This window comes from Desulfosporosinus burensis, from assembly GCF_054657535.1.
The window spans coordinates 318642-334722 of record NZ_BAAHYN010000005.1; the positions used below are offsets into that span (position 1 = coordinate 318642).

General features: G+C 42.9%; 18 protein-coding genes and 1 tRNA gene. 1 reads left to right on the forward strand and 18 read right to left on the reverse strand.

All coding sequences use genetic code 11. The features are described from left to right. Positions 1-37 precede the first annotated feature (37 nt). The 16 genes from ACYQ3Q_RS10980 to ACYQ3Q_RS11055 form a co-directional block, all read right to left on the reverse strand. Positions 38-1321 carry an adenylosuccinate synthase gene (locus ACYQ3Q_RS10980; RefSeq protein WP_459928589.1) on the reverse strand — a complete coding sequence of 428 codons (1284 nt, stop codon included), beginning with the start codon at positions 1319-1321 and terminating at the stop codon, positions 38-40. Positions 1322-1356: 35 nt separating this feature from the next. Further along, positions 1357-2655, reverse strand: coding sequence for an adenylosuccinate lyase (gene purB, locus ACYQ3Q_RS10985; protein WP_459928590.1), 1299 nt, complete (start codon positions 2653-2655; stop codon positions 1357-1359). A 100-nt stretch (positions 2656-2755) separates the two neighbouring features. Next, entirely contained in the window at positions 2756-4168 is a 1413-nt protein-coding gene (locus ACYQ3Q_RS10990; protein WP_459928591.1) for an NAD(P)/FAD-dependent oxidoreductase, read from the reverse strand. A 229-nt stretch (positions 4169-4397) separates the two neighbouring features. Continuing rightward, positions 4398-5732 (reverse strand): replicative DNA helicase, encoded by a 1335-nt coding sequence (dnaB, locus tag ACYQ3Q_RS10995; RefSeq protein WP_459928592.1) that lies wholly within the window; start codon positions 5730-5732, stop codon positions 4398-4400. Between the two features lie 114 nt (positions 5733-5846). Then, positions 5847-7745, reverse strand: a complete 1899-nt coding sequence (gene lonC / locus ACYQ3Q_RS11000) for a Lon family ATP-dependent protease (RefSeq protein WP_459928593.1) — start codon at positions 7743-7745, stop codon at positions 5847-5849. Positions 7746-7836: 91 nt separating this feature from the next. Next, positions 7837-8283: a 50S ribosomal protein L9 gene (gene rplI, locus ACYQ3Q_RS11005; RefSeq protein ID WP_459928594.1), complete on the reverse strand. Its 447-nt coding sequence runs from the start codon at positions 8281-8283 to the stop codon at positions 7837-7839. A 12-nt stretch (positions 8284-8295) separates the two neighbouring features. Beyond that, positions 8296-9228: a DUF2232 domain-containing protein gene (locus tag ACYQ3Q_RS11010; protein WP_459928595.1), complete on the reverse strand. Its 933-nt coding sequence runs from the start codon at positions 9226-9228 to the stop codon at positions 8296-8298. Between the two features lie 21 nt (positions 9229-9249). Next, a complete protein-coding gene (locus tag ACYQ3Q_RS11015) occupies positions 9250-9552 on the reverse strand; it encodes a MazG-like family protein (protein WP_459928665.1) in 303 nt (100 codons plus the stop codon). A gap of 247 nt (positions 9553-9799) precedes the next feature. After that, entirely contained in the window at positions 9800-10030 is a 231-nt protein-coding gene (rpsR, locus tag ACYQ3Q_RS11020; RefSeq protein WP_034141199.1) for a 30S ribosomal protein S18, read from the reverse strand. Between the two features lie 21 nt (positions 10031-10051). Continuing rightward, the gene (locus ACYQ3Q_RS11025; RefSeq protein WP_459928596.1) at positions 10052-10462 is read right to left on the reverse strand and encodes a single-stranded DNA-binding protein; all 411 of its coding nucleotides are present in this window, start codon (positions 10460-10462) and stop codon (positions 10052-10054) included. 18 nt (positions 10463-10480) lie between these two features. Next, positions 10481-10768 (reverse strand): 30S ribosomal protein S6, encoded by a 288-nt coding sequence (gene rpsF / locus ACYQ3Q_RS11030; protein ID WP_034141197.1) that lies wholly within the window; start codon positions 10766-10768, stop codon positions 10481-10483. A gap of 101 nt (positions 10769-10869) precedes the next feature. Then, positions 10870-11970, reverse strand: coding sequence for a redox-regulated ATPase YchF (gene ychF, locus ACYQ3Q_RS11035; RefSeq protein WP_459928597.1), 1101 nt, complete (start codon positions 11968-11970; stop codon positions 10870-10872). A gap of 154 nt (positions 11971-12124) precedes the next feature. Next, positions 12125-12328: a DUF951 domain-containing protein gene (locus ACYQ3Q_RS11040; RefSeq protein ID WP_459928598.1), complete on the reverse strand. Its 204-nt coding sequence runs from the start codon at positions 12326-12328 to the stop codon at positions 12125-12127. 138 nt (positions 12329-12466) lie between these two features. Further along, positions 12467-13327, reverse strand: a complete 861-nt coding sequence (locus ACYQ3Q_RS11045; RefSeq protein WP_459928599.1) for a mechanosensitive ion channel family protein — start codon at positions 13325-13327, stop codon at positions 12467-12469. 99 nt (positions 13328-13426) lie between these two features. Next, positions 13427-14164, reverse strand: a complete 738-nt coding sequence (locus ACYQ3Q_RS11050) for a CvpA family protein (protein ID WP_459928600.1) — start codon at positions 14162-14164, stop codon at positions 13427-13429. 185 nt (positions 14165-14349) lie between these two features. Continuing rightward, a tRNA-Sec gene (locus ACYQ3Q_RS11055) sits at positions 14350-14447 on the reverse strand. A 169-nt stretch (positions 14448-14616) separates the two neighbouring features. On the opposite strand from ACYQ3Q_RS11055, the gene ACYQ3Q_RS11060 reads away from it, so the two are divergent. Further along, positions 14617-14754, forward strand: coding sequence for a hypothetical protein (locus ACYQ3Q_RS11060; RefSeq protein ID WP_459928601.1), 138 nt, complete (start codon positions 14617-14619; stop codon positions 14752-14754). A 27-nt stretch (positions 14755-14781) separates the two neighbouring features. Here ACYQ3Q_RS11060 and ACYQ3Q_RS11065 read toward each other — a convergent pair whose 3' ends face one another. Then, on the reverse strand, positions 14782-15216 hold the full coding sequence (locus tag ACYQ3Q_RS11065) for a DUF2889 domain-containing protein (RefSeq protein WP_459928602.1): 435 nt from the start codon (positions 15214-15216) through the stop codon (positions 14782-14784). A gap of 202 nt (positions 15217-15418) precedes the next feature. Beyond that, the gene (locus ACYQ3Q_RS11070) at positions 15419-16045 is read right to left on the reverse strand and encodes a CBS domain-containing protein (RefSeq protein ID WP_459928603.1); all 627 of its coding nucleotides are present in this window, start codon (positions 16043-16045) and stop codon (positions 15419-15421) included. Positions 16046-16081 lie beyond the last annotated feature (36 nt).

Genomic DNA, 16081 nt, shown 5'->3' on the forward strand with positions numbered 1-16081 from the left:
CTAGCACAAGTGTCAATACTTTTAGAGATTTGTTGTATTAAAAGATCTCTCCGCGAACAATAGTTTGTTCGCGTCCTGGACCTATGGCAACCAACGTAGCAGGGATACCTGAAAGCTCTTCAATGCGAAGAATATAATTTCGGGCTGCTTCAGGAAGGTCTCCAAACTGGCGTACATGAGTCACATCTTCTTGCCAACCGGGCATTTCTTCATAAACTGGTTGACATTGCTTAAATATCTTTTGACTTTGAGGAAATTCACGGATGATTTCTCCATTGACACTATATCCAACGCAGATTTTCAGGGTGTCAAATCCCGTAAGGACATCAAGCTTCGTAATGGCAAAGTCTGAAATTCCACTCACTCGAACAGCATACCGGGCAATGACCGCATCAAACCAACCACAACGACGCGCTCGTCCAGTCGTGGTTCCAAACTCATGACCATTCTTCTGAATTTCTTCTCCGACCTCGTCCAAAAGTTCTGTTGGGAAAGGGCCTTCTCCAACGCGAGTTGTATAGGCCTTAATTACCCCGATTACGCGATTAATACGAGTTGGGCCAATACCTGCACCAATACAAGCCCCTCCAGCTATTGGATGGGATGATGTCACATAGGGGTAAGTCCCATGGTCAATATCTAGCAAAGTGCCTTGTGCACCCTCAAAGAGCACCTTCTCCCCCGCTTGAATGCTTTGGTCGATTACCAGAGAACTGTCCGTTACCATCGGACGAAGTTGTTCAGCATAGCCAAGGTATGTTTCATAAATATCATCAAACTTTAGCCCTTCCTTACCATAGACTTTGACAAACAAATTATTTTTTTCGGTTAGATTTCGTTTGAGTTTTTCAGCGAACTCCTCTTTATCCATCAGATCAATCACACGAATTCCGATCCGTGAAGCTTTATCCATATAGGCTGGACCGATTCCACGCTTCGTTGTGCCGATTTTGTGCTCAGCGCGTGCATCTTCTTCCAAACCATCAAGTACCCTGTGATAGGGCATAATGATATGGGCGTTGCTACTAATAAGCAGCTTACCGATCTTAATCCCTCGCTTGGCAAGATAACTGAGTTCTTCTAACAAAACCTGCGGATCAATCACCACACCATTGCCAATGACACATGTTTTATCCTCGTAAAGGATTCCCGAAGGAATTAGGTGAAGCTTAAACTCTTCTCCGTTAGCCACAACTGTGTGTCCAGCATTATTTCCTCCTTGGTACCTTACAACAACATTGGCTTTTTCGGCTAGAAAATCTGTTATTTTACCTTTACCTTCATCTCCCCATTGAGAACCAATTAACACAACTGCTGCCATATATTTTTCCTCCTAACTTTCTCAAAGATAATCTTTTAATCCCTTAGTCCTAGTCTCTTAAAGATATCATCAACGTGTCGTAGGTGATATTTTAAGTCAAACAAACCCTGAATTTTTTCTTTGGTCAAATAGTTTAGAATTCGTGTATCCTCTGTCACAACTTCAATAAAGTCTTGACCATGATCCCAAGCCTGGAAAGCATCCTCTTGAACCCAGGCGTAAGCCTCTTCTCTCATACATCCGTGTTCGACCAAGGCCAAGAGAACACGTTGAGAAGAGGTCAGTCCAAAAGTTTTCTGAAGATTGCGTTTCATTTGATCCTCACGAATCTTTAGACCCGTTATAACCTTGGTCATCTGACGGAGCATATGATCCAAGAGAAGGCAACTATCCGGAAGAATTATCCGTTCCACAGAGGAATGGGTCATATCTCGTTCATGCCAAAGCGCTATATTCTCCATGGCTGCTAACGCATTGCCACGTAGAAGCCGTGACATTCCCGCTACCTGTTCACACACAATCGGATTACGCTTGTGAGGCATCGCAGAGGACCCTTTTTGCCCCTCAGCAAAGGATTCCTCAACCTCCAGGATATCCGTACGTTGTAAATTGCGAATCTCTGTTGCTATCTTTTCGAGTGTCCCTCCGATTAAGGCTAAAGTAGACACAAAGTGCGCGTGTCGATCCCGTTGCAATATTTGATTACTTACTAAAGCCGTTTCTAACCCCAAGAGAAGACAGACTTCCTCCTCTACATCAGGCGATACGTTGGCATATGTTCCCACTGCTCCAGAAATCTTTCCAGCACTCACTGAAACAATCGCCTGATCAAGCCGTTCTTCTTGACGATCGATTTCTGCGATCCACAATGCGAGCTTCAATCCGAAGGTTAGCGGCTCAGCGTGAATGCCGTGAGTTCGGCCGACCATCACGGTGTATTTGCTTTCAAGCGCTCGCTTAGCTAACGCCTCTCGCAACGCTATCAAGTCACTCTTCAGTAACCGGCCTGAATCTCTTAACACAAGGCTTAACCCGGTATCCTTCACATCTGAAGAAGTCAATCCAAGATGAAGGTATTTACCAGCCTCCCCAATCTCTTCAACAACAGCCTGTAAAAAGGCAATCAGATCGTGCCGAACTACGGCCTCAATTTCTAAGACCCGCCTAGGGTTTACTTTAGCCGACTTTCGGATTTCCTCCATGGCTGACTGAGGTATTTCTCCACGTTTCGCCATAACCTCAGCAACGGCCAATTCAACTTCTAACCAACGTTCATATTCATATCCGTCCTGCCATAGCTTGCCCATTTCAGGATGAGTATATCTTTCGAGCAAAAAACTTCGCCCCCTGTCATTTCGTAGACTTCAATATCACAAGTACTATTTTTAACCTACCAAAAGCACTATTACAAAGAGAGAACGTTAAGCAAAATCTTTATGACTTAGCTACGATATCCCGACCCACTACAACACCGGTTGCTGAAGCTTGCATTAAACCTCGAGTTATTCCTGCTCCATCCCCGATCGTATATAAGCGAGGGATTTCTGTTTCAAAGTTCGTTTTTACTTTTACCTTGGAGGAGTAGAACTTAACCTCAACTCCGTATAACAACGTGTTTTTGGCGTACATACCAGGCGCAATTTTATCAAATGCTTTGAGGGTTTCTATTAAAGAAGTCAAGTACCGCTCTGGCAGTACATAACTGAGGTCTCCTGGAACAGCTGAAAGCAGAGTTGGAATTGTCGTTGACTGGCGTAGACGGCCTTCAGTGGTCCGCCGTCCTTGTAAAAGGTCTCCCAAACGCTGAACCATGACACCACCACCCGTTAACATGTTCGCTAGCCGGGCAACATAACGTCCGTATTCTATCGGTTGATTAAAAGGCTCTGTGAAACGAGTTGAGACTAAGAGCGCGAAGTTTGTGTTCTTTGTTTTCTTCGCAGGATCGGCATAACTATGCCCATTGACCACTGCTATTCCCCCGTCGTAATGTTCCTCAGAAACCACACCACCCGGGTTGACGCAGAAGCTTCGTGTCTTTAAGTCATAAGTATCCGAATAATAGACAAGTTTCGGTTCGTAAAGTTCCCGGGTTAAATGATCCATTATCGAGTTTGGAACTTCAACTCGTACTCCAATATCCACCTCATTGTTTTCCGTCGCTACGCCTAAACGAATGGTTTGTTCAGCAAGCCAATTCGCGCCTCCTCTACCTGGGGCAGCAACAACATAGCGCGCCGACACTTCATCAATTTCTGGTTCGTCCCGTCGCTGAATGGTCGCCCCTATGACCCCTTCAGGACCGGCCAAGATATTCTTAACCTCCGCCAGTTCCCAAAAAATCGTCTTCGTATTGGTCATAAGATGTTCGTACATACCCTTCAAAACATCATAAGCCAACTCAGTTCCCAAATGACGTATCGGACAATGAATCAACTGAATATTATGACGAGAAGCCTCATATTGAATCTCTTCCACCCGGTGGTTATTTAAGCCATAGACGGTTTCTTGCGCTTTGAATTGGCGGTAAATAGAATCTGTGTAGTCAATTAATTCCTGTGCCTGAGCCTCTTTCATATATTCGGTCAATCGTCCGCCCACCGCGGGACTCAAGGACAGTTTCCCATCACTAAATGCCCCTGCACCCGACCATCCTCTGGTTATAGCGCATGGATTACATCCAACGCAGACTCCCGTTGCACGGGCAGGGCACTTTCGCTTTTCGATCGTTCTCCCGTTATCCACAATAAGAATTTTCAACTCTTGATTATGCTTTGATAGCTCTAAAGCAGTAAAAATACCGGCTGGGCCAGCTCCAATAATTAAGACATCGACTTCATGTTTCAACTTTATCTCCTCCTAGAGCCGTCTTCGTTCTTAACTAGCAAAGAGTCTCTAGTCGCAAACACTTTTATCTTAACAATCCTCCCTCCCCTTGTCAATCAATATCCGAACATTATTCATGAATATATAAAAAACATTCGACAATTTCAGAGGGTTTATGACTTTTAAACAGTGCATGAGGGTCTAATAGGTATAGCTAAATCCCCCAGCCTAAAAGGCCTGGGGGATACATTTAAGCCATTTGATGTTGTCGATCAAGATTTACAAATTTGGTAAACTCCTTAAGGAAGCCTAATTCCACGGTTCCTACAGGACCATTACGATGTTTGGCGATAATTAACTCTGCAATCCCTTTTTTCTCAGATTCCGAATGATAATATTCATCGCGATAAATAAATGAAATCACATCTGCATCCGCTTCAATGGCCCCCGACTCCAATAAGTCCGACATAATAGGCCGTTTATCCTGACGTTGCTCAACTCCACGATTAAGCTGTGACAAGGCGATGACCGGGACTTTAAGTTCACGGGCAAGCCCTTTAAGAGTTCTCGAGATTTGTGCCACCTCCTGCTGTCGGCTTTCTGTCTTCTTTCCAACTGACAACAACTGAAGGTAGTCAATAACAATCATCCCCAAATTGTGCTCCATTTTCAATCTACGCACCTTCGAACGAAGCTCTGCTAAGGAAATTCCTACGGTATCATCGATAAAAATTGGGGCATCAGAGAGAGGCCCCACAGCGCGCGTCAATTTCGGCCAATCTGCGTCGAGCAAATCACCAGTCCTTACGCGCTGTTGGTCTACCATTGCTTCCCCACACAACATCCGCTGCACTAATTGTTCCTTGGACATTTCCAAGCTAAAAACGGCAACCGGCACTTTCGCCCGTACTGAAGCATTTTGTGCCATATTTAAAACTAGTGCCGTTTTTCCCATGGATGGCCGGGCGGCAATAATCACTAAATCAGAGGGTTGCCAACCCGAAGTCATGCGGTCCAATTCCGTGAAAAAGGTCGGAACACCCGTAAGATTTCCTTTATGAGCATAGAGATACTCAATTTTCTCAAACGTCTCTAGCAGAACATCTCGAATAAGACTAAACCCATCTTTTACACGCCTTCGAGAAAGATCAAGAATCAGTTTTTCTGCTTCTTCCAGAAGATTACGCGCTTCTTCTCCAGGCTCATATCCCCGTTCTACAATACTATTGGACGCTCGTATTAGCTGACGCAGAAGCGCCTTTTCCGTGACCAATTTGGCATAATAATCGACATTAGCTGCCGAAGGAACAGAACGAGCAATCTCAGAGATTGTCGCAATTCCGCCAACTTGTTCCAGACGGCCCTGCTGGCGCAAGATCTCGGCAACACTGACAAGGTCAATAGGATCTCCCTTTTCAAAGAGTTCCTGAATAGCAGAAAAAATCAAACGATGATTATCCCTATAAAAGTCTTCCGGTTGAAGAATTTCAAAAACAGAACTTCCGGACTCTGGTTCGAGCATCATCGCCCCTAGGACAGCCTGTTCGGCCTCTAAATTCTGTGGTGGAACTCTCAGTAGTTCCATATCTTCTCTCCTTCTGGCACTTACCTCTCTCTAGATGTGTAAAACTCTTTCAACTAAAGTTGAACAACGAGTCTTCTCACAATTGGCTGAAAACTTTGCTGAGGTTGATTAGTATTAAAAAACATGGTTCATAGCCTCTTCGATTGTACTGACACCTACCACTTCAATACCCTGTAAACTTCTTGGTACATCCACCATGTTTTCCAAGGGGATCAAAACTTTGCGAACTTCAACCTGTTTTGCGCCAAAAATCTTTTCGTAAATACCACCGACTGGCTTCACCTTGCCTTGAATGGAAATCTCCCCTGTTATGGCAACATCCTGGCGAAGTGGTTTCTTTTTCAGTGCACTATAAATAGCCAGCGTAGTTGCAAGTCCCGCTGAAGGCCCGTCAATTTTTGCTCCACCCACAATATTTACGTGCACATCGTAATTACCTAAATCTTCTCCAGTTAGTTCACGTATGACCGCGGTAGCATTAAATACTGCATCTCTAGCCATACTTCCCGCAGTTTCATTAAAGCGAATTGCACCTTTACCCTCTCGCCCTGCAAAGGTTATCGCCTCGATCTCCAATACTGAACCTAAAAACCCCGATACACCCAGTCCTAAAGTCCTTCCCACTTCAAAGCTTGCTTGGACCTTGCGGACAATAAAGGGCGTAAGTCGCGCCGAACGCAGGACCTCATATACATCAGCACAAGTTACTTTCACGACCTCTTGATCCGGGTTTCGATACCTTGCCAAGCCGTAGGCATCTGTCAAGATACTATTTGCTTTCCGTCCTTCAATCACATATTCACTAATTATCTCAGGGACGTTGTCTTCTAACGTCACACCTAGCTTTTGGGCAGATTGATGAATAATGTGCTGAACATTTCTTGGCTCAAGGGGGACAAAGAAAACTTCAGAGCAGCGTGAACGAAGGGCCGGACTAAGATCAGCCGGATCCCTTGTCGTAGCTCCAATGAGCACAAAATCAGCAGGTGCTCCTTCATCAAAAAGTTTCTTTATCCACAGTGGAACCTGAGGGTCCCCAGGATCATAATACGACGAATCGAAGGTCACTTGCTTATCCTCAAGCACTTTGAGCAGCTTATTTAGGAGTAAGGGATCCATTTCTCCAATTTCATCTATGAAAAGAATGCCGCCGTGAGCATCGCTCACCAGCCCCATTTTTGGTTCCGGTATGCCGGTCTCTGCTAAATCGTGCTTAGCACCTTGATATATTGGATCGTGCACTGATCCCAAAAGAGGATTGGTCACATCACGGGGATCCCACCGAAGCGTTGTACCATCCACCTCAATAAACGGGGCTTCTTTGAGAAAGGGAGAATGTGGATGGCTCTTGACCACTTCTAAAGCAACTCGAGCAGCAGAAGTTTTACCGACTCCGGGTGGACCATAAATCAGCATGTGTTGCGGATAGGGTGTTGCTATCTTTGCAAGTAGCGCTTGCAGAGCGCTCTCCTGCCCTACAATTTCCTCCATAGTCCTTGGCCGTAAGACATCCGATGCAGATGATTTTAATGAAACTGTTTTCATTTTTTCGAGCACAGCTAACTTCTTGAGGGTTTGTGCATTTTCTGGAGTAGATGACTCCTGAAGTACATGCCTTTTTATTTCTTTGACATAATCCTCATGCCGTTCCTGCATTTTTTCTGTAACCACACGCTCCAACCGTTCTTCTACAGACCGCCGAGCAATAAGGTCTGCTATCTGTTCCTCGATTTCATCTAAGATCTGGGGAATCTCAGAATTATTGGGAAGCGTTTGGTCTGTGGGATCATCTGAAAGGATTTTGCGTAAACCAACAACACGTTCAATGAGTTCATCCGAGCGCATTAGCTTGAGTGCTTCCAATCGGCTAGCCTTAAGTACTAGTTTGTCTGTTCCATAATAATTTGAAAGCAACACATAGAGTGCCTCAACTTCTCGACTCCACTCTTCCTCGTCTTCTAACCGCTCACTAAGGTCCTTGTGATTTAACCATTTTGCTAAAATCCCTTTCATCAGGGGTCCCCTTTCGTGGTTCTTAGTACGTTGTTTGAATACGCCGCCTTAGGATGCGAAACTGCAGAGATCTATCTGAAGCCGAACTCACTTATAACCCGGAAACATGTACCTGAAGCTTAGCTACCACTTCTGGATGCACTTTTACATAAACCTCAAAACTTCCCAATGTCTTGATCGGTTCTTTTATCTCCAACTTACGTTTATCCACTTCGACATTGTGTTGCTTTTTTAAGGCTTCGGCAATTTCCTTACTGGTTACTGACCCAAACAAGCGCCCTCCTTCTCCAGTTTTCGTCTTCACTTCGATCAGCAAGGCATTAAGTTTATCACCCAATTTGATCGCATCTTCTTTCTCTTTCTCCTTGCGACGTTGTTCCACTGCTTTCTTATGTGAAACGTCCTGAATATTTCCGGTAGTCGCTTCAATCGCTAATTTCTTAGGAAAAAGAAAATTTCGAGCAAATCCATCAGCAACTTCTAAAATCTGTCCCTTTTTACCTGTTCCCTTTACATCTGTTTGTAGAATAACCTTCATGAAAATTCCTCCTTATAGTTCTTCCGGTAGGCGTCGGAAATTGATCACTAGATCAAAAAGCCCAAACATGATAATGCTGACAATAGTAAAAAAGAAATAAATAAAGCTAGAAATAATTATTAACCATTTAAGGAATCTTGGAATTCTTGGTGATTTTAAGATATGCAGATAAACAGCTGTGCCTAGAACCAACGTTAAGGCTCCGTAAACAACCATGAGATTAATCCCTAGCCCTCGAAAAAACGGCCAAGCAAAGTAATCCCCTAAAAGATAGCAAGCAATACCCAATACCGCACCCCAGACTGCATACCAAGGCAGACGCCAGTGCGTAAACGGGATCCATCCTCCCTCGTCCTTAAGCCATCGTCTCATAATGTAGTAAACAAATCCAAACTCAACTATAGAAATAATCGCAGCGATACTAGGAATGACTAAGACATAAAATTGAATTCCTTGTTGCAATAAATCACGAATCTGTTCCTCTGTAATCCCTTGTTGTTGCATCACTACCAGTAATCCGGAAGCTTGATATTGCTGGACAGTCGAATTAATCAGATCACCAACAGTTTTAGCATCAAATCCTTGCATTACATAAGAGAGAGAGGGTAACGCTCCTATAATTGCAGCTAAGGCAGCACCCCAAAAAAAAGTTACGCGTACTGGCCAACGCTTTTGCCAACCAAGAACACCCAGCAACCCTGCCAAAGGTACAAATCCCAATTGATTAAGTGCTGATACTCCAAAAACAATTATCGCAAGATAGCCAATCAAGAGAAACCCTACCGCTCTGGGCAACCCTTTACGTAGTCCAACTAAAAATACTGCGAGCAACATCAGTGCTTCCCAAAGAAATCCCCAGGTTCCCAAAACAATCCCCACCCAAGGAAATGTCAATAGAATCGCCCCTGCCAAATAATCCTGAGCTAATTCATCACTAATAAACATTTTTTCCGATCTCCCATATGCTTAATCTTCAGGGGCAAGGTAACTCAAAAGCAAGCTAAAATCTCCCCACTGCTTTTCAAGGTTCATTTCATCGGTGTTTTTTAGACCCTCTAAGCGTTGGAGAAGCATGCGATCGAGTCGTGAAAAGTCAAACCCCAATCGCCTTGCTAACAAATAACTCATTCCTACTAGATCCGCCAGACCCTGAATCATCTCATCCTCTGAGCCACTCAGAGTCCCATGTTGGATAAGCCACTGAGCCTGAATTAAATTTACCTTAAGTTCATCAATGGCCCTTAGACCTTTAACGACATCAACTTCAATATTTTCCAGGAATGACCCCTCCTAAACACTATTATTTATCTCCACTCTTGGTTTTAAAAAATTGGCTACACTATCAGACTACTGTTCGTGATTACCATACCATTCTCCTGCACCTACGTCCTATGAAAATTTAACCATGGACGACCTTGCCCAAAATTTATACTTTCTACTTCGAAAAATAGCTCATTTTCATCCATAAGTGGTCCGCGGATCGGAAAATAGAAAAAGGGAGCTTTGCTCCCTTTTTTTACTCTACGCTATATGGTAACAAGGCAATACTACGAGCACGTTTGATGGCCAAGGTCACTTGGCGCTGATGCATTGCGCAGTTTCCAGAAATTCGACGTGGTAATATCTTGCCACGATCTGTAACATACTTGCGTACTTTATGTGTCTCTTTGTAATCCATAGAAACAACTTTATCGACACAAAAACTACATACCCGCTTACGAGGGCGACGTCCGCGTTCACGTTTCATACTAATTCTCCCCTTCCCCTATTAGAATGGGATGTCATCATCCAAATTTACTTCATGTCCAAACGAGCTATTTCCGCCTAGAGATTTTGATTCTGTGCTTACGCCTCCACCGTCTTTAGGACTTAAGAAGCGAACATCTTCAGCAATAACCTCTGTAACCCAGCGTTTTTGACCGTCTTGTCCAGTATACGAACGTACTTGAATTCGACCATCTGCAGCCGCGAGTTTCCCCTTCGACAAAAAATTGGCACAGAGTTCGGCAAGCTGCCGATAAACTACGCAATTTATAAAGTCGGTATCTCTTTCTCCTTGGGCATTTTTATAATTGCGGTCGATCGCTAACGTAAAATTAGCGACCGCTACACCATTTGGCGTGTAGCGCAATTCGGGGTCCTTCGTTAAACGGCCTATCAAAACGACACGATTCAACATATGCGCCCCTCCGTCCTTCTAGTCATCTTTTCTAACGGTTAGGAAACGGATTACATCATCAGAAATTTTCATAACCCGTTCAATTTCTTGGGATGTACGACCTTCGCCATCGAAGTTCATCAGGATATACTGGCCTTCTTTGTAATCTTCAATTTCATAGGCCAATCGACGCTTGCCCCACTTTTCTACCTTTAAGTTTTCTCCGCCATTGCTGGCTACGAGCCCACCTAAACGTTCTACCAGTGCAGTAGTTGTCTCTTCATCCAGATCTGGTCGGATGATATACAGTATTTCATACGCTTTCATATTTGCACCTCCCCTCGGACTAAGCGGCCCCGATCAACGGAGCAGGGATATTTATACTAACAAGCTAAAATTATACCATTGTGTTCCTTAAAATGCAAGCTTTAAACATTAAAACGAAAGTGGACAATATCACCATCATTCATAATATACTCTTTACCTTCCAAGCGAACTAATCCTTTATCCTTAGCACCGCTCATACCGTTGAATTCCACGAAGTCCTTATACGAAACCACTTCAGCTCGAATAAATCCATGTTCAAAATCTGTATGGATTGTCCCGGCTGCTCGAGGCGCCTTAGTCCCTTGATAAATTGTCCATGCTTTTACCTCTATCGGGCCCGCAGTAAAGAACGTCATAAGGCCCAGTAAATGGAAGGCAACCCGGATCAAACGATCTAGTCCTGACTCCTCAAGTCCTAAATCCTGTAGAAATCCTTCTTTTTCATCTGGCTCAAGTTCGGCAATCTCAGCCTCTATCTGCGCACAAACTACGACGACTTCGGCACCCTCTTCAGACGCTATCACTTTAACCTGTTGAACGTAAGGATTGTCAGAGGCTGTGGAAAGACCATTTTCACTGACATTAGCAACATAGAGCACTGGTTTCAAGGTTAAAAGCGAAAACCCCTTTAGAATCTCTTGTTCCTCATCCGAAAAGGTCAACGAACGAGCCCCTTTTCCTTGATTAAAGACCACCTTTAAGCGCTCCAAAAGGGCTACTTCAAGATGGGCCTTTTTATCTCCCGTCTTCAAGAGTTTCGAAGTGCGTTCTGCCCGTTTCTCCACACTCTCCATGTCTGCCAAGACCAGCTCTAAGTCTATAGTCTCGATATCTCGCTTAGGGTTAACATTACCCTCAACATGGATTACGTTCTCATCTTCAAAACATCGGACGACATGCACAATGGCATCCACTTCCCGGATATGGGATAAGAACTTGTTACCTAGCCCCTCACCTTTGCTCGCTCCCTTGACAAGACCAGCAATGTCAACAAACTCAACGGTTGCAGGAACAATCTTTTTAGGATTTACCATATTGGCAAGTTTTTGCAACCGGGAATCAGGCACTTCAACCATCCCAACATTTGGATCAATTGTGCAAAATGGATAATTTGCCGCTTCTGCACCCGCTTGAGTGATTGCATTAAACAGCGTTGATTTACCGACATTTGGCAAACCAACGATTCCTGCATGTAATGTCATGGTGTTACCTAGTTAAGAAAACCTGGACAAACCTAACCTTATCCTTTCACACTTTTTTAATATATTCTCCAAGTTTTAAGGCTCTTATCATTAGATATTAAGCACTACTTTATATAGACAAGCTACCTCACCGATTATAAGTGATTTTCTCCCATTAATCCAGATTATTTTCATCTACCCTATTTAAAATCTCCTTTAAATTGCGTTCGAGTTTGACTCTAGGAATCCAAGCTTGATGTTGACAGCCTAAACATTGGATCCGAAAATCCATCCCCGTTCGCATTACTTTCCAATCTAGGCTTCCACAAGGGTGCGGTTTACGCAGACGAACAATATCCCCTACTTTCAATGGAATCATCGGTTGCTACCTCCCTCTCTTAATCCAGACTAATATCGATGCGCGAAGTTCGAAGTCCGTATATCGCTCATCACGTCGAACTTAGCATGCGTACATTACTTAGACCCAACCTCAATAGTTTGTTCGCTTATTGGGGGATCACTTTACGGGATCCGTCAAAATAAAATTGTTTAGGTTCGGAGTCCGAATTCCTTCTTTCAAAAACTCCCTATGTATTTGACGGCGAAGTTCTCGTTCTAAGCTCCACTGTTCATTGGGCTGGGTATAAGCAACAACTCGCAAGACAGCAGTTCGTTCCCCGAACTGAATTACTCCCTGAACAGAAGGAGCATCAATAATCTTTTCCCCGAACTCTATACTAACCTTCTCACAGACTGAATGCATTACTTCCATTGCTCGATCATAATCTTCATCATAAGGCATCTGAATATCAACTAATGCCCTCATTTTACCACGGCTGAAATTGGTAACGGCGGTTATACTGCCATTGGGAATTATGTGCAGTTCACCACCCCAGTCTCTGAGGTGGGTCGCCCTGATTCCAGTCTCTTCGACAATTCCAGAGAATTCCCCGGCTTTTACATATTCACCAACGGAGAATTGATCTTCGAAAAGGATAAAGAAACCGCCAATCACATCTTTAACCAAACTTTGCGATCCAAATCCTAAGGCAACTCCCAAAACACTGGCCGAGGCTAAGATTGTCCCTGTATCAAAGTTAAAAAGACGTTTAAGGCTGTGCAACAATACCGTAAAAGTGATCAGGTAAAAGGACATACTTCGGAGAAGGGAAAATATCGTATTCGCTTTACGCTCATCCAGAAGATGTTTCCCTTTTCTCTCAACCAGTAGACGACGAAACGTATAAATTAATAAAGCGTAGATCAAACGAGCAAAGATCAATATTGTTACAATATATACCAAGGTGTTAACCGCGGTTATTCCTAATCCAGGCCAATCATAATAGCCGATTTTTTCCTGTATCCACGTAACATTCATAATAATAGTCGTCCTTTACAGAAAATCTATCGCTTACTTTAGATCGTTAAATTGCAAGATCATTCTTGTAGTTTTCTTCTTCTAAGATTGAATTATGTGCTAAAACCAATCTCCTTTGTCCAATGATAAAGGATCAAGTAAATTTTGACGGAGTTGAGCCGAAAATATTTGATCCAACCCATTAAAAATTCCCACTAAATATGGATAAAAGTATGAGTTCTGAATCAGCACATTATAGCTTTGTCCTACACCCAAATTCAAGAGAGGAGAGAACAATCCCGCCAAAACAGACAAGCCAATCAAAGAACTTAACCCACCGAACAGTAGTCCTCCTCCGCGATTTATAGACCCTCTCCAGCTGCCAAATGGACGAAGTAAAATCGCGCATCCTAATTGAATTATAAGTACAACGGTGTAAAAAACAACTCCAAAAGCGATCAGATTCAGAATTCGCTCAGTAAGCACCCCCGCCAAATGATGGCTTACTTGATCTATTGTTTGTGGCACTTGTGGACTTGGAAGATTCGATGAGGAAAAGAAACTACGTAATTCCGGAGGTAATGAGCCCAAGATACTTCCTAAAAACTGTTGTTGAAGTGTATCAGCTTTAGACTGAACTGAGGGGAGTACCGCTCGAAAAATTACAGGCTCGAGCCATTGTTGAAGGGGAAAATATTGCTCTACCCAACGAAGAGCGGCTTTGTATTGCCAAACGGCGACTAAAAATCCAGCTATACCACTCAGGAAGTTGACAATGCTAGTCAGTAAACCCCTTTGATAGCCTCGCAGAGCACCTAACAAAATAAACCCGAGAATGAGAACATCTAGAAGATTCATGTAGTCCCCTCTTCCTATAAAACAGATGAGTCATACTAAAAGTTCAACAAGTTTCTTAATTAAACATAGTCAGGTTCTAATCCCTATTCGATTATTATCATCAATAATCCTGCCGGATTTCGACTAATAGGGAATCAAAAAAGGCAGCTTCTTGCTGCCGCCCTTAACTTACTATATCCATAGATTGGCGGGGATGCGTGAGAATCGAACACACCTCGGAACGTTCTGCGTCCCGACACGCGGATTTGAAGTCCGGGAGCAGCACCAGCCACCATCCATCCCCATTCAATTAATAATATATTAACACATTCATTATAATTATGGAAGTAAATACAGTCAAAATATACTATTACCCATAAATTGTGCATAGATTGCTAACCAATCGTACAGAATATTAATGTTACATTATTGTTATTAAATAAATGGGTATGTCCCAGAAAGGAGAATACTAAATGGATACTACTAAGATTAAATTTTCTAATTTAACAAATGATCAACTTCAAGAAATTCAAGCCCTAGAATCAAAAATCAATTTTTCTAAAACTGAGGGGCCAGAAACGATTTTAATCGCCTATGCCACTCCTAAATAAATTCAAGATTAAAACTAGTATGTTCCCTTAGTTTAATTTGGTATAGTGTAAGCAGCTTCCATCTAAGTATTGTTCAACCATATTATTTAATTCTTCCTCTCGCATAGTTAACTGTAGAAACTGATATTGAGCTTGCATTAACCCTTTAGCGCATTCAATTGCGAGGTCCGTTAAATGTGTGCAGCCCTCTTTTAGTCCGACCGCCATTTGTATTTGTCTACGAACATTTTTGTTTAGGTTAATGCCGATAAGTTTTTTTATGCGCTCTTTTGTCAACTCACAATCTGTATGCGGAAAACGTCGAAAATCACCATCAGCTGAAGTAATGGTATTGCTCACTAAGTTTACTTTGATCGATAAACAGAGTTCATGATGACTGTCTAGAAAAAATCCCTCCACCATTAGCGTTCCCTCATCCACTAAGCGGACATTCACAGATATAGATCGATTAAAAAGGTACATTTTATCCCCTCGTTTTCCTAGCATACCGAATACTATAGTTGTCTTGTATTATTATAACTCAATCTACCAATAAAGAAAGTCCGTGAATTATCATTCAGGACTTTCTTTATTGTCGATATCCTATACTTAGTACAACTAGGTTAAATAACAATCCCTAACCCAGAAAAGCGCTGTAATCTTGCGTTAGGTTAAAACCTAATTATTAATTCTTAATGTTATATCCTTTTTCTTCTAACGACACTTTTGCGTCGTTTACTTGTTCTCCATTAAGATGAACGAGAAACTGGATATGATTATCTTTTTGATGATAGAAAGCAAAACTAGTTACATCGATGTCAAAATGCTTTATTGTGGTGGCGATGTCTAACAACACTCCGATTTTGTCTTTTGCTTCAATTACAACACGTTCACCAGGACTTCGCGATCCCATGATATCTAAAAATGCATCCAAAATATCGTATCCCGTGATAATGCCTACCAGTTTACCCTCATCAAGCACTGGTAATCCTCCAATTTTATGTTCCCGCATTAATAAGGCTGCATCCTCAATCCGCGTGTCTGGGTGACAGGTCACTACTTTTTTCACCGCTACTTCACGAATTGGGGTTTTGGCTATGAGGTAATTAAGTTCAAAAATACTTAGAGTCGTTGCTGGTGAAGGTGAGACCTCTCGTAAATCCCCATCTGTTACAAAGCCCACTAGTTTGCCCTTTTCCAGAACTGGTAATCGGTCGATCTTTTTCTCTCGCATGAGGGCTAAAGTATCTGCGATCGACTCATCCGGGGACACCGTAAAAACCTGAGATGTCATAAATTGGCGAACATACATTTTTTCCTTACCCCTTTCTCCATCAAAGTTAAGCCT